Annotated in this window: 13 protein-coding genes and 2 riboswitches; of the genes, 10 read left to right on the top strand and 3 right to left on the bottom strand. The window is 35.0% G+C overall.

The annotated features are described in order from the left end of the window. Nucleotides 1–200: 200 nt before the first annotated feature. The gene (gene dapA / locus JOE23_RS14130) at nt 201–1,088 is read right to left on the bottom strand and encodes a 4-hydroxy-tetrahydrodipicolinate synthase (protein WP_204439327.1); all 888 of its coding nucleotides are present in this window, start codon (nt 1,086–1,088) and stop codon (nt 201–203) included. A gap of 137 nt (nt 1,089–1,225) precedes the next feature. Continuing rightward, a riboswitch (Lysine riboswitch) is annotated at nt 1,226–1,410 on the bottom strand. Between the two features lie 531 nt (nt 1,411–1,941). Between dapA and JOE23_RS14125 the strand changes: the two genes are divergently transcribed. The 4 genes from JOE23_RS14125 (at nt 1,942) to tenA (ending at nt 8,138) form a co-directional block, all read left to right on the top strand. Then, nucleotides 1,942–4,683: an EAL domain-containing protein gene (locus JOE23_RS14125; RefSeq protein WP_204439324.1), complete on the top strand. Its 2,742-nt coding sequence runs from the start codon at nt 1,942–1,944 to the stop codon at nt 4,681–4,683. 112 nt (nt 4,684–4,795) lie between these two features. Further along, on the top strand, nt 4,796–5,158 hold the full coding sequence (locus JOE23_RS14120; protein ID WP_204439322.1) for an IDEAL domain-containing protein: 363 nt from the start codon (nt 4,796–4,798) through the stop codon (nt 5,156–5,158). Between the two features lie 177 nt (nt 5,159–5,335). After that, nucleotides 5,336–7,213 carry a molecular chaperone HtpG gene (htpG, locus tag JOE23_RS14115; RefSeq protein ID WP_204439320.1) on the top strand — a complete coding sequence of 626 codons (1,878 nt, stop codon included), beginning with the start codon at nt 5,336–5,338 and terminating at the stop codon, nt 7,211–7,213. A gap of 57 nt (nt 7,214–7,270) precedes the next feature. Continuing rightward, nucleotides 7,271–7,381, top strand: a riboswitch (TPP riboswitch). Between the two features lie 79 nt (nt 7,382–7,460). Continuing rightward, on the top strand, nt 7,461–8,138 hold the full coding sequence (tenA, locus tag JOE23_RS14110; RefSeq protein ID WP_204439318.1) for a thiaminase II: 678 nt from the start codon (nt 7,461–7,463) through the stop codon (nt 8,136–8,138). A gap of 56 nt (nt 8,139–8,194) precedes the next feature. On the opposite strand, the gene JOE23_RS14105 is transcribed toward tenA, so the two are convergent. After that, nucleotides 8,195–8,707 (bottom strand): DUF3231 family protein, encoded by a 513-nt coding sequence (locus tag JOE23_RS14105; RefSeq protein WP_204439317.1) that lies wholly within the window; start codon nt 8,705–8,707, stop codon nt 8,195–8,197. Between the two features lie 135 nt (nt 8,708–8,842). Between JOE23_RS14105 and JOE23_RS14100 the strand changes: the two genes are divergently transcribed. The 6 genes from JOE23_RS14100 (at nt 8,843) to JOE23_RS14075 (ending at nt 13,365) form a co-directional block, all read left to right on the top strand. Then, complete coding sequence (locus JOE23_RS14100; RefSeq protein WP_204439315.1) at nt 8,843–9,283, top strand: YndM family protein; 441 nt, start codon at nt 8,843–8,845, stop codon at nt 9,281–9,283. A gap of 654 nt (nt 9,284–9,937) precedes the next feature. Next, nucleotides 9,938–10,483 (top strand): chromate transporter, encoded by a 546-nt coding sequence (locus tag JOE23_RS14095; RefSeq protein WP_204439313.1) that lies wholly within the window; start codon nt 9,938–9,940, stop codon nt 10,481–10,483. After that, the gene (locus tag JOE23_RS14090) at nt 10,480–11,070 is read left to right on the top strand and encodes a chromate transporter (RefSeq protein WP_204439311.1); all 591 of its coding nucleotides are present in this window, start codon (nt 10,480–10,482) and stop codon (nt 11,068–11,070) included. Before JOE23_RS14095 ends, JOE23_RS14090 begins: the two co-directional genes overlap by 4 nt. Next, nucleotides 11,067–11,933 (top strand): LysR family transcriptional regulator, encoded by an 867-nt coding sequence (locus JOE23_RS14085; protein WP_204439309.1) that lies wholly within the window; start codon nt 11,067–11,069, stop codon nt 11,931–11,933. The genes JOE23_RS14090 and JOE23_RS14085 overlap by 4 nt, the downstream gene beginning before the upstream one ends. A gap of 330 nt (nt 11,934–12,263) precedes the next feature. Further along, entirely contained in the window at nt 12,264–12,809 is a 546-nt protein-coding gene (locus tag JOE23_RS14080) for a CueP family metal-binding protein (protein ID WP_204439307.1), read from the top strand. 31 nt (nt 12,810–12,840) lie between these two features. After that, nucleotides 12,841–13,365: a methylated-DNA--[protein]-cysteine S-methyltransferase gene (locus tag JOE23_RS14075; protein WP_204439305.1), complete on the top strand. Its 525-nt coding sequence runs from the start codon at nt 12,841–12,843 to the stop codon at nt 13,363–13,365. A 168-nt stretch (nt 13,366–13,533) separates the two neighbouring features. Here the strand turns inward: JOE23_RS14075 and JOE23_RS14070 are convergent, their stop codons facing one another. Further along, nucleotides 13,534–14,178 carry a CAP domain-containing protein gene (locus JOE23_RS14070; protein ID WP_204439303.1) on the bottom strand — a complete coding sequence of 215 codons (645 nt, stop codon included), beginning with the start codon at nt 14,176–14,178 and terminating at the stop codon, nt 13,534–13,536. Between the last annotated feature and the right edge of the window lie 180 nt (nt 14,179–14,358).

Below are 14,358 nucleotides of genomic sequence, written 5' to 3'. Positions count from 1 at the left end.
AATTTAAAAAAGATGACCCCTGTACAATACAGGAATCACCTTTCCAGTGTAGCATAGTCTTTTTTTAAAAAGTCCTTTACAAAGGGTACAGATTAATAAACGAATAGCTTTTTTATTTTTGAGCAAAGCATAAAGGGGATGTTAGTTAAAATATATAAAAGACTAACACAGCGCTTATGCTTTAGTTGTTTTAATTTAGATTATACTACTTTCTTAGTTTTAATCATGTGTAGCGCTTCTTTTACTATGCTATATTCTACTTCATTTAAAGGCACAAGTGGAAGGCGCACAGTTCCAACATTAAAACCGTTTAGAGTTAATGCTGCTTTTACAGCTGTCGGATTAGGGGCAACAAACAATGCTTTTACCAATGGTGCCAACTGGTGGTAAATCCTAGTCGCATGTTTAATCTCTCCTCGATTATAGGCCCCGATCATATCCTGCATCTGATCCCCAGCGATATGTGATGTAACAGATACAGCCCCATGCCCTCCGATCGATAGAATGGGTAATAATAAATCGTCATCACCACTGTAAATATAAAAATCATCGCCTGTACCTGCAATCACTTGACTGATTGCATCTAAGTCCCCAGTAGCTTCTTTAATAGCTACAATATTATCAACCTTAGCTAAACGTAAAATCGTGTCCACATCCAGCTTAACAACCGTTCTACCCGGGATATTATATAGCATTACCGGGAGACAAGTCGATTGAGCAATCGTCCGAAAATGTTGAAACATTCCTTCTTGTGACGGCTTATTATAGTATGGTGTAACGAGCATGACACCATCTGCTCCAAGTGTTTCTGCTTGTTGAGTCATAAAGATTGACGCTTGGGTGTTATTAGAACCTGTTCCAGCAATAACAGGGACACGATGATTGACTTGCTTAATCACAAATTGAAGAAACTCGACTTTCTCCTCTGCTGTTAAAGTTGGTGATTCCCCGGTGGTGCCATTAATAACAAAACCATCTGTTCCGTTTTCAAGTAAGTGCTCGATGAGATGCGCAGCCACTTGATAGTTAATCGTCCCATTGTTATTAAATGGTGTAACTAATGCAGTTAATAACTTTCCAAAATTCATAAAAATTCACCTCTTATTCGTATTTGAAAATGTCATGAACGAATGAGAGGCTACCTCAGAAAACCATCAATAAAGCACAAAAAAACAGCGCACGAAAGCAATCGGCAGCTGCATCAATAAAATGACTCATTTATGATGCGTGAGATAGCCCTCCATATAGTTAATAACTATATGACAGTATAGTGTTTGTTCAACCCTATACCAGCAAAATAAAAGAATAAGCCTTATTTCACTTCGGCAAATAAGCCTTTTCGTGATGTTCATCGATACTTACCTATCTCATCATCACGTACTGATCTTAATTTGCTCCTCTATACCCACTTCAATAATTGATTGAAGTAAATGTGATTATACTATACCAAAAATGCAATGCACTGACAATAAGGTTTATTCAAAAAGTGATATTGAGTGAAAGAAAGAATCTAGACACAGTAGACCTTCGGATGCATCCTATTCCCATAGGATTCGATATTTTCACTTCCGTGTTAAAGTATATTTATTAGTACAATAAGAATACTAGGCAAGCAAATACCTCTATTGACTTATAAAGCGTTGCATTAAAAGAACTCTTTTTTGCCGCCACTTTCAACACTTAAGTGTAAGTATTGATGTGACGGGAAAATAAATGCCATTCAACATATTTAAGGCATTTTTATACTAGAAAAAACAGTAAAACAGCCGTTTATGAAAAATCTAACAATCTCACTTTAGCCATGAATGATTTAGGTCGAATGATGTCGTTTTATATTGAAGTTTAATAGTGTAATGATGTAGAATAAAGTATTGGCTTTGTTCACCATGAAAAAGAATGTTTCATCTAATCACTCATACCATGTGAAAGCGAGCAATAAAAATGACAAAATCAAAGCAATTAATAAAAGTGTATAAAAATAATACGGTAAGATTACTTGGCCTAAATATTTTGATTATTGGCTTTTTATTTTTGCTGTTGATCATTATATCTAGTTTATTGCTATCAAAACACACTGAAAATAGTTATCGTGACATGATGATACAAACAACGGAAAGAATTGATCAACAATTCGGTTTTATCTTCAACGAACTACATTATTTAGCAAATCAACTTCAAATTGATGGGCGTTTTACAGATGAATCCGAAACACGCGTTGCATTGAATAATATAATTAACTATACAAATTTAATAGACAATGGTTTTGTTAATAGTGATGAAGGCATTATCAAACCCGAAATAGAGGATAAGATAAAGCTAGATAACGTTAAAAATATTGATCTTTTATATACTGAAGATTTAATATTACAACGAGCTAAGTCCATTGATTATCCAAATGTTTTAGAATTTATTGTTCCTTATGAAAATCAAACGACTCAACTTCATTTTTTTATTGACATCATTAGTAATCCAACCTTTCTGGCTTTTTTTGATACGTTGGCATTTCATGATGAACATTATATTGCTATATTCGACCAAGATAATCATGTGTTTTTTGAACAGAATCATCTGACGATGGATGATCCATTTGATTATTTAACACAAATTGATCTTTTGTTTAACAAAGAGCTGAATGACATAAACTTTAATGAATTTGATGATCATAATCATTCTTCATATTATATTACTTATCAAGATATTGAGCACACAGATTGGAAAGTCATTTTAGTTGTACCTAAAATTATATCATCAGCAGTATCTCGCGAACTAAATGCTGTGCTCATTCCTATCTTTTCAATCATTGCCTTGGCTATAGTTATCCTTACTACTTATATCAGTCATCGTAATGCCAAACCGTATAATCTACTTTTTAATGGTATCTCACGCATAAGTGATGGAGACTATCATCATCGCATTCCTAGAACCAATCAAAACCATTATATATCTACGATTAATACGCGTTTCAATATTATGGCGCATCAGCTTGAAAAATACCGAGATGATGTCAGAAGAAAAACATATGAGCTTAAACAGCAAAAAAATTTTTTAGATCGAATTATTAATAATAGTCCAAGTCTTATTTATACGATGAACTATCTTGGACAATATACGATGGTTAATAAGCAATTTGCAGATTTGTATCAGCTAGCACCAGAAGAAATCATCGGTAAAAAAGAAACGGATATTAATCAGGATGAAAAAAGAGCACAGTATTATGCTAAACTTAATCGTTCTATAATGATGTCTGGACAAATAATGGCTACAGAAGATAGACAAGTTAATGCGGCTGGAGAAGAAAGATGGTTCCATGTTAACAAACAACCAATTAACGGAGAAAAAGCAGATGATCTACAATTGTTATGCGTAGCTACAGATATAACCGAGATGAAAAGGCAAGCCGATATCATTGAGTATCAAGCAAATCATGATGAGTTGACAGATCTACCTAACCGAAAATATTTTAAATATCAAATTAAGCATATGTTGAGTGACTCAGCTGAAGATCAGAAAATAGCACTGCTTTTCTTAGACTTAGATCGCTTTAAATATGTAAATGATACATTTGGCCATGAAGCAGGTGATAACTTACTCGTTTCAGTATCTGAACGACTCAATCAAGTGGTTGGAGACACGGGTATGGTTTTTCGCTTTGGTGGGGATGAATTTACGGTGTTAACCAACTTTCGTGAGGATCGAACTGAAGTCGCAGAGTTAGCGAGAAATATACTTACTGAGTTAACAAAACCGTATAACTTTGAAGAACACAAATTTATTGTAACCGCAAGTATTGGTATCAGTCTTTACCCTGATCACAGTCAAACGGTTGACGATTTAACAAAGTTTGCAGATATGGCAATGTATTTAGCAAAAGAACAAGGGAAGAACACATTCCGATTTTATTCAAAGGAATTAGAAACGGATATCTCGACATCGTTAAGGCTTGAAATGGATTTATATCAAGCAGAGGAACGTGATGAATTGTTTGTTGTTTATCAACCGATCTTTAATGCAACAAATCATAAATTGATAGGTGTTGAAGCTGTTTTACGTTGGGCACATACAAAGTTAGGCTTGATATCAACAAATGAATTTATAAAAACGGCTACAGACACTGGCTTAATTTATCGATTTGTTTTAAATGCTTTTGAAGAAGCTTGTCAAACAATAAGAGAATGGAATAATCGGGGTAATGACGATTTACAATTGTATGTTAACTTTTCAGAGCGGGAACTGTGTATGGAGCATTTCATTGAATCGTTAACTGCTATTATGCAAAAAACACTTATTGATCCTTGTTTAATTACTATTGAAGTCAATGAAGTTATTGTTACCCAAAATAATCGTCTTGTTAGAAAGGTATTAAAGCGATTAAAAGCACTAGGCCTATCGATAGCAATAGATGGTTTTGGTACAAGCTATTCTTCTCTAACCGTTTTAAAAAGCATGCCAATTAACCAAATAAAAATAACGAACAGCTTTATCGATTATATGATAAATGATGAAGACGAAAGTACATGGAAACAATTACTAAAGATGAAGGCAAAGTTAAACCTATCATTTATAGCAGAAAATATTGAAACAGAAGAACAATTATCATTTGTTAATCGTGATCAGTGGCAAGGTGTTCAAGGTTTTATCCTTTGTCAGCCATTAACAAAAGAAGAATTTGAGCAATACTATTGACATAAATCCTTTTTATGCATAAAATAACTATTAACTATTTTAATTGATGATTCGAATTATTCTGTCAATTATATAGGGCATGACGATTTTACAATAAAGGTGGTGTCAAAGCATGGGATCGCAAAACAAGCAACAAGTGCAAATTGGTGACTGGGTTAAATTGCAATCAAGTAAAGGTGAACGCATTCGTGGTTATATTGAAAAGCACACGGGGAATAATCAAGTGTTACAACTTCGTGTCATAACAAGTGATAATCATTTGCTAGCTGGTCATAGTATTCAAGTACAATTAGACAAACTTGAAAGAGAAACACCTTTTACATGTTATACGATAGCAGAACTAGAGCAATTGATCGACCTTGCCTTGTTAACAAATGACAAAGCATGGTTTGACGCATTATCTGAACAATATAAACACCTGCATTCAGAATTAACTAAAGATCATGAATTGGGTTGTACAGCTTCACATCATTAATCATATATAACATCATCTCCTGTTTAATCAGGAGATGATGTTTTTTTGCTAAATGAACGGTTAGTGTTTTAAGTGTGTTGGACATTGACAAGCCTCTTATTCTATGTTAAAAAATATATGTTAGCACTCAACGCTTTAAAGTGCTAATTCAATATTTTATTTGAAAGGGAGATTGAAATGGCTAAACAGCAATTTGAAGCAGAATCCAAGCGTTTGTTAGATATGATGATTAATTCAATTTATTCTAAACGAGAAGTTTTTTTGCGAGAATTAATTTCAAACGCAAGTGACGCAATTGATAAAATGTACTATCGTGCTTTAACCGATGAGTCTATCACATTTAATCAGTCGGATTATTACATAAGAATCGACGTGGACAAAGAGAAGCGTCAGTTAACGGTTTCTGATACAGGTGTAGGGATGACGAAGGATGAATTAGAAAGCAACTTAGGTATTATTGCAAAAAGTGGTTCATTAGCTTTTAAAAATGAGAATGAAATTAAAGATGGCCATGATATTATTGGACAATTCGGTGTGGGCTTCTATGCCGCTTTTATGGTAGCAGATGAAGTCTTTGTAAAATCAAAATCACTGGGAGATAGCCAGGCTTATTTATGGCATTCTGAAGGTGCAGATGGCTATAGTATTGAACCATGTGATAAAGACACGATCGGTACAGATATTACATTAATCATTAAGCAAGGCGAAGATGATGACGACGACTTTGATCAGTTCCTTGATCCTCATCAGCTTCAAACCATTGTTAAAAAATACTCTGATTTTATTCGTTATCCAATAAAGATGGAAGTGTCAGAGCAAAAACTTAAAGAAGGTTCTGAAGACGATTATGAAACGGTGATTGAAGATAAAACGATTAATAGTATGGTTCCTATTTGGAAAAAGAACAAAGCAGAACTAACTGATGAAGATTATCATCAATTTTATAATGAAAAGCATTATGGATTCGATCAACCACTAGAGTATATTCATGTGAGTGTCGACGGTAACGTTAGGTATCAGGCGATTTTATATATTCCTGAATCAGCTCCTTACAACTATTATTCTGCTGAATACGAAAAAGGATTGGAACTATATTCAAATGGTGTTTTAATTATGAATAAGGCCCCTGAATTGCTGCCTGATTATTTCAGCTTTGTTAAGGGCTTAGTTGATTCAGAAGATCTGTCGTTAAATATTTCTAGGGAGATGCTTCAACACGATCGTCAATTAAAGTTAATTGAAAAAAATCTTGTTAAAAAGATTAAACAAGAACTAACTAAAATGCTGCGTAATGAACGTGATAAGTATGAGAAGTTTTATCAGGCATTTGGTCGTCAGCTTAAATATGGTGTTTATAGTGATTTTGGACAAAACAAAGAGACATTGAAAGATCTATTACTTTTTTATTCGTCAACCGAAGAAAAATTAGTGACGCTAGCAGAATATGTAGAACGAATGAAAGAAGACCAACCATTTATTTATTATGCTACCGGTGAAACCAATGCTCGAATCGAAAGGTTGCCACAAACAGAAATCGTTAAAGATAAAGGGTATGAAATTTTATATTTTACAGATGATATTGACGAATTTGCGATTAAAATGCTTGCTGAATATGAAGGCAAATCATTTAAATCTGTATCTAGCGGTGATCTAGGCTTAGAAGATGATAAAGAAGAACAGCAAGCTGTTTCAGAAACAGACCAAGCTATTTTTGATAAAATGAAAGCCATTTTATCAGATAAAGTTAGTGATGTTCGTCGATCTAAACGCTTGAAAACACATCCTGTTTGTTTAAGTAATGAGGGTGATATTTCAATTGAGATGGAGAAAGTTTTAAATATGATGCCTGATAATCAAGGTATTCAAGCAGATAAAGTATTAGAAATTAATACCAATCATGAAATCTTCCAATCGGTCAAAGCTGCTTTTGAAACAGATCAAGATAAAGTTGAAGCGTACACCAACATATTATATAACCAAGCTTTATTGATTGAAGGTTTACCAGTAGAGGACCCAATCAGTTACACAAATGATGTTTGGAAAGTTATGAAATAGCACTTGACATTTATTGCCGTCATGTTATGGTGTAAATAGTAAAAAAATTAATAAAGCAATTACCACTAGGGGTGTCACCTTTGTAGTGACTGAGATTGAAGTAATGCTTCGAGACCCTTGGAACCTGATCTAGTTTAGGCTAGCGTAGGGAAGTGGCGGGTCACCTTTTCTGATCCTTGTTATATTCACCACTTTTCTTACGTTTGTAGGGGAAGTGGTTTTTGCTATTTATGGGAGGAATGGGAGAATGAAATTTTCTGAAAAAATTAGACAGGAAGCCGATCCAATTTGGCAAGCTAGCTTTGATCATCCATTTGTACAAGGTGTTGGAGATGGAACTTTACCATTAGATCGCTTTCGGTATTACGTGATGCAGGATTCTTACTATCTATCCACATTTGCACGCGTCCAGTCTTTAGGTGGGGCGATGGCAGATTCTTTAGAAGTAACACATCGAATGGCTGTTCACGCCCAAGGCACTTATGAAGCTGAGATGGCTTTACATCGTACCTTTTCAAAATTACTAAAGATTACCGAAGAAGAACAAAATGCATTTAAACCTGCACCTACGGCGTATGCTTATAGTTCTCATATGTATCGTGCAGCACAATTTGGTCATCTAGGTGATGTAATTGCTGCTATCTTACCTTGCTATTGGCTCTATTATGAAATAGGAGAACAATTAAAAGGTAAACAACCTAATGAACCGATTTATCAAGAATGGATTAAAACATATGGATCTGACTGGTTCAAAGAGTTAGTAGAGGAGCAAATTAATCGATTAGATGAGATTGCTGAACATGTATCAGCTGCTGATCGTCATCGAATGAAAGAACATTTTATGATAAGTAGTCAATATGAATACTTGTTTTGGGAAATGGCGTATACACTAGAAAAGTGGCCCATCGATTATTTGAATATTTAACAGATGATGTATCGATAAAAAAACGAGTCAGATTTGTTAACTGACTCGTTTTTTAGTTAATCGAGTGTAGGTACTTTAATGTGTAGAGGAGGTAACACAATCCAACCTTTTTCTTTATTTAATCGTAATACTTTCGCACCCATTTGCGCTTTACTCATATGGAATTGACCGAAAAGGGTTGCGATGTCTTCGCGTAAACATTGCCCCATGATGGTACTACAACTAATTAAACCTTGAGCAATGTTAGCGGAGATGGCCGCACTAATTTCTGGATCATTAAAACGAGCGCCACTAGGGATGTCTTCAAGATCAGCATAAGCGCGTTCGGGTGGTGCAGGGGGCAAACTAACACCGTTAATTTTCAAAATTTCTTCAATACTTTCAATTTCTTGTTGTAGACCTCGCATAAGATCCTCTAACAATTTGTACAAATCTTGATCACCTGTATGGTTACTCAACGTTTGATAAGTAATATAGTTTCCTTTTGCAGCTAATAGGAAGGACCATATACTAAATACTTCTCCATAATGTAACGGATCTTTCTTTGGGTTTCCACGCATAATACCCATCAAACCACTCCTTATCGTTTATTCAAGCTTTATTCTTTTATAAATGCGACTATTTTATACATTAAATTGCAAAGCAGTATAAACTTTTTGTATAAATAAAGCATTAAATCACATACTAGTCATGGAGGTGTTGGTATGGAACATGTTAAATTAATCGTGATCAAATTTATTGCGTCATTTGTTCTCTTATATTTAGTTTTAGGAATTGGTTATGGTATGGCGGTAGGATCCATTTTAGCTATTAATGTGGTTAGCCTGATTGCTTACTATATTGGAGATTTAGTTATTTTGAAGCGAACAAATAATTTAATAGCAGCGCTGGCTGATTTTGCTATCGCATTTGCCGTTATTTATTTACTTGCTGATCTATTAACCGTTGGTGGCGATCCATTAACAGCGGCTTTTCTTTCAGCAGTTGCTATCGGTATTTACGAATTGTTTTTTCATCCCTATGTGGCAGAAGTATTAGATTATCAAGATGACGAACCGGTGAGTTTAAAACAGTATGATTATAGCATGGAAGCATCAGATGAATTTGAACCTTATCTAAATGATTTTGACGATGAAGATATTTGATAAAGCTAGATACGGGATCGAAAATTATTCAATCAACTAACATTAATAAACATATGGACATGGTTTGAACATACAAAACGTTTAAACCATGTCTTTTATTGTGCACAAAATTTATTCATTTTACTATACTAGTACTAGCAATAGCTTAGACATGACTTGCCGGTTATACCTTTTGAAAGGAAGGTGGCCGACATGACAGTTTATGAATGTTTAGTCATCATGATTAGCTTTGCTACCCTTGTTTTTATTATATCAAATAAAGATAAGGGGGATTAAAAAGCTCCTGAATCAATGAAACATGATCGTTAAGTACAGGAGTATGATAAAAAAGGTATAATCACTATTAACATGGCACGCTATTGCATAAGGTCGTTTGACAATTATATGTTAAGCGGCCTTTTTTTATTGCTTTTTAAGTTTAAGGTAGACCTTGAGCTCAAGAGACTTATTGTTTTAAGATAAAATCTATTTATTACAGATAAGCGTCCGTAAAACGCCCGCCTCAAAATACATGATAGTGACTGTACAAAACTTGTCGTATCCCTTTTTATTTGATTGACAATCACTTAAACCCACTATAAAATTATAAGTATATTTAGAAAATATACTTTATCAATGAAATATATTTAAAAAGTATATTGAAGGGGTGGTTTGTTGAAAGATTTATTTGAACTTTTTATAACGTTTGCTCGTATAGGTGGGTTAACATTTGGTGGTGGCTATGCGATGCTCCCAATCTTACAAAGAGAGGTTGTGGACATAAAAAAATGGACAACAACAGAAGAATTAATGGACTATTATGCGATTGGGCAAACAACTCCTGGTCTTATAGCTGTCAATACAGCCACATTTATTGGTCAGAGATATCGAGGAACATTAGGTGGGGTTGTGGCAACCTTTGGTGTCATTTTTCCTTCTCTTTTTATTATTAGTATTATTGCCATGTTTATGAATAATTTTGAAGATTCTATCGTGTTACAAAATGCTTTTGCTGGTATCCGAGTAAGCGTCTATGTGCTAATTCTTAATGCAGTCATTAAGCTGTGGAAAAAATCAATCGTTGATAAGGTTGGTTTACTAATCTTTTTACTTATTTTTTCTTTATCTATATTTACAAGTTTATCACCTGTTCTATTTGTTATTGGTGCAGGTATTATCGGGTTATTGACAAAAATGCAAAGAGGTGAGCGATTAAAATGATCTACTTGCAATTATATTATGAATTCTTTCAAGCGGGTCTATTTGCTGTCGGAGGCGGATTAGCGACATTACCCTTTTTATACGATATCTCTGATCGAACGAGTTGGTTTACTTATGAACAATTAGCTGATATGATTGCGATTTCTGAATCTACGCCTGGGGCAATAGGCATTAATATGTCGACATATGCAGGCTATATGGCAGCTGGTATTCCCGGTGGAATTGTCGCTTCACTTGGTTTGATCACACCAGCTGTTATTATTATTGTTATCGTTGCTCAATTTTTAAATAAATTCAAAGATAATCAGTACGTTCAAGCCATTTTTTATGGTTTAAGGCCAGCATCAACAGCACTTATTGCCGCAGCAGGTTTTGCGGTTGTTATGATTGATTTAGTTCATGTTGACTTATTTCAAATGACCGGATCGTTTATTGATTTAATTAATTGGCGAGCATTAATACTAGCGATTGTGTTGTTTTATCTCTCTAATCATGTTCGATTAACTAAAAATCTGCATCCGGTTATATTTATTGCTTTCGCTGCCGCTATCGGTATTATATTTAATTTTGCCGAGGTAGCACTATGAACATTAAACAATTGCAATATTTTATTGCCGTAGCAGAAAATGGTACTATATCTGCTGCAGCTAAAAAACTTGGTATCTCACAACCGCCGCTAAGTGTACAATTGAAGCAATTAGAAGATAGCTTACATGTTCAGTTGTTTGAACGAGGAGCACGGAAGGTAAACTTAACGGAGGCGGGGAAAATTCTGTACAAGCGGGCAAATAGCATTGTTGCCCTTTCTCGTATGACGATTCATGAGCTTGATCATTTTCAAAAAAATCAATCAGGTACATTAAGGCTAGGAACGATTTCATCAGTTGGCGCTTCTTTGTATCATGATAGGCTACAAGCCTTTAATCGTATATATCCTGACCTTACTTATGATATACATGAAGGAAATACATACGAATTATTAGAAAAGCTAAGTCAAGACGAAATTGATTTAGCTATCGTACGCACGCCATTTCAGGCTGATGATGTCATTTGTCATAGCTTAAAAGAAGAGCCGATGCTTGCAGTGACAACCGATCATTACTTAACTGATCAACATCAAGGTAAGATCGCAATTGATCAATTAAAAGATCAACCACTTATTTATTATCGCAGAATGGAACATGTGATTACAGCAGCCTTTCAAAAGCATGGGCTTGAACCGGTTATCAAGTGTCTTAATGATGACGCACGAACGTCAATGATGTGGGCAGAAGCGGGGCTCGGGGTCGCATTAGTTCCTGAGTCGATTGCTAAGCTTTACTGGTCTAATCACATCACTTCTTATCAAATTAACGAACCCGATCTATTTACCCAAGTGACAGCGATTCGGAGAAAAGCTGCATCTTGTTCACCAATCGTCCTATCATTTCTTGACTTATTTAATGTGTAAAATTGAGGGTTGTTATGAGAAAGACTAATCATCAACTACTGGTCGTATAGGTTTATCACAGATAACCGTCCGTAAAAGCTCCACCTCAAAATAAAGAACAGCGGTAAATCTATTAGGTGGTGATAGCGGACGCTAATGTCTTGATTTACTCAACTATCAATAGCGGGCGTTTTCGTTCTTCGCTTACTATTAAATGTTCGTTTTATGAGTTGACATAAGTTGTCGAATGATGACTAATCTATTAAATTTCAATGACAAATCTTCTTAAGCTACTAACGGCATTCGAGATTATGGTAAAATGTATCCATTATGAAAGGAGAGTGTGTTAGATTGTCTAATAAAAAATATTATTTTTATATATTCACATCTTTGGTCGTATTATTAATCGCCGGTAGCGTCTATTTATTTATTTTTGATAAAGATGATGAGCAGGTGTTAGAAGCAGAACAGATTAAGGAACTGGTCTCAGATTATAGTTTAGGTCGTCATGATGATCTAGATGCCTCGATCACATCACATGAACTTATTGTTAATGACCAAGATAATAATGAACGTGTCTATCAATTACCAGAAGAAAGCTTTTTTGTTTCTATTGCCCCATATGACGATGAAACACATCCCTGTGCCGTGCACAGCCTGACAGGCTGTCAAGGTGAGCTTGTCAATCAAACATTTAACCTATCTATTGAAGATCAAAACGGAGAAGTGATTGTTAATGATACGGTCACTTCAATGGAGAATGGCTTTATCGATATATGGTTACCTCGTGATGAAACCTTTAACGTCACCATAGCTAAGGATGGCAAAAGCGTTCAGCAGGAAATCTCAACTTTTGAAGGTGACGATACATGTATAACGACCATGCAATTACAGTGAGTAAGTTTTTAAAGGTAAGGGGGGAGATGAGATGGAAGAAAATAATGGTAGGGTGGTTTACTATAGTTCATTCACATTTAAAGGCGCGACGTACTTTACTGTAGCGACCAGTAAAGGTTTATGTTATGTTGGTTCGCCCAATCAACCACTTGAAGAAACGATCATCTGGTTAAACAAACATTTGCCTGATTACCAATTGGTAGAAGACCATCAACAACTAACGAGTTACCAACAGGAGTTAATTAGGTATTTATCTGGTGACTTGTCAACATTTACGTTTGATATCGAGCTGATTGGTACGGCTTTTCAACAATTGGTGTGGCGCGCCTTACAAGATATTCCCTATGGACGTACGATGACATACAGTGAAGTAGCTAAAATTATTAATCGTCCCACAGCGGTAAGGGCAGTAGGAAGAGCGATTGGAGCAAATCCACTCCTAATTGTTATACCTTGTCATCGGGTTATTAGTAAAGATGGTCAATTGTCAGGTTTTCGGGCTGGATTAGCTATGAAGACTATGTTATTAACGCTAGAACAAACAGAGACAGCTTAGTTGCTGTCTCTGTTTGTTCTCGTTTATAACCGTCCGTAACAACGCTCGCCTCAAAATAGAGAGTAGAGAATCTATTAAGGTGGGCGCTACCGGAGGCTAATGTCCCGCTTCACTCCGCTAACAATCAGTGGGCAAAGAACGAGAATGTCCACTGATTGAAGGTTCACTTTATCTTGTAATGAACATCTGTGTCCAGTGATAGCCGTCTTCAATAAATCCTACTCCAATATGTGTAAAATCTTTATTTAAAATATTGGCACGATGCCCTTCACTGTTCATCCAGGCTTGAACAACATCTTCAGGTGTCTGTTGGCCTTTAGCGATATTTTCTCCAGCAGCCATATAATCTATGTCAAATGCTTGCATCATATCAAAAGGTGATCCATAAGTAGGGCTGTGATGAGAAAAATAATCATTAACTGCCATGTCATTCGATTTTTCTCGAGCAACCGAACTAAGTGATTGATCTACAACTAGCGGATCTAAGCCTTGATCTGTCCGTTCTTGATTTGTCAGCTCTATTATTTCTTCTTCAAAAGCCTTTAACTCACTTGCATCTTGTTCTGTATCTTCATCTGTCGATGTTTTTTTCTTTTGATTAGGATCAGATTGTTCTTGTTTGTCTTCATTAATAACTACGCCTTGATTATCCTGTAGGTCATTAAAATAACTGTGAAACCATTCTTGCCAATTATTTAACTGATCAGAATCACTATAGCTCAAATGATTTGATTGAGATGCTTCGACTGGGTTCGTTGAAAATCCCAGTATTACTATAGTTGTGACAATAACTCCTGCAATTTTTCTTAGCATATGCTACACTCCTTTATATTTGATTCGATTACATCATAGCATGGCATTTTTGTAACATACATTGAATATTTTACCATTTGTCTATTTTTGTACCAAAAGTCACGGTTTTTATATGAAATATTTATATTTAAGTTCTATTTATAATGAAAAAATATATGTATTTTCCTATTGACGCTTTTT

It is taken from the genome of Amphibacillus cookii, from assembly GCF_016908375.1.
Classification (GTDB): Bacteria; Bacillota; Bacilli; order Bacillales; family Amphibacillaceae; genus Amphibacillus_C; species Amphibacillus_C cookii.
This window is presented reverse-complemented; position numbering and strand designations above follow the sequence as displayed.

Excerpts from the sequence above, each read along its gene's own strand:
- dapA (WP_204439327.1), bottom strand. The coding sequence starts at position 1,088 with ATGAATTTTGGAAAGTTATTAACTGCATTAGTTACACCATTTAATAAC.
- JOE23_RS14070 (WP_204439303.1), bottom strand. The coding sequence starts at position 14,178 with ATGCTAAGAAAAATTGCAGGAGTTATTGTCACAACTATAGTAATACTG.
- JOE23_RS14085 (WP_204439309.1), top strand. The coding sequence starts at position 11,067 with ATGAACATTAAACAATTGCAATATTTTATTGCCGTAGCAGAAAATGGT.
- JOE23_RS14075 (WP_204439305.1), top strand. The coding sequence starts at position 12,841 with ATGGAAGAAAATAATGGTAGGGTGGTTTACTATAGTTCATTCACATTT.
- tenA (WP_204439318.1), top strand. The coding sequence starts at position 7,461 with ATGAAATTTTCTGAAAAAATTAGACAGGAAGCCGATCCAATTTGGCAA.
- JOE23_RS14120 (WP_204439322.1), top strand. The coding sequence starts at position 4,796 with ATGGGATCGCAAAACAAGCAACAAGTGCAAATTGGTGACTGGGTTAAA.
- JOE23_RS14090 (WP_204439311.1), top strand. The coding sequence starts at position 10,480 with ATGATCTACTTGCAATTATATTATGAATTCTTTCAAGCGGGTCTATTT.
- JOE23_RS14125 (WP_204439324.1), top strand. The coding sequence starts at position 1,942 with ATGACAAAATCAAAGCAATTAATAAAAGTGTATAAAAATAATACGGTA.
- JOE23_RS14105 (WP_204439317.1), bottom strand. The coding sequence starts at position 8,707 with ATGGGTATTATGCGTGGAAACCCAAAGAAAGATCCGTTACATTATGGA.
- JOE23_RS14100 (WP_204439315.1), top strand. The coding sequence starts at position 8,843 with ATGGAACATGTTAAATTAATCGTGATCAAATTTATTGCGTCATTTGTT.
- htpG (WP_204439320.1), top strand. The coding sequence starts at position 5,336 with ATGGCTAAACAGCAATTTGAAGCAGAATCCAAGCGTTTGTTAGATATG.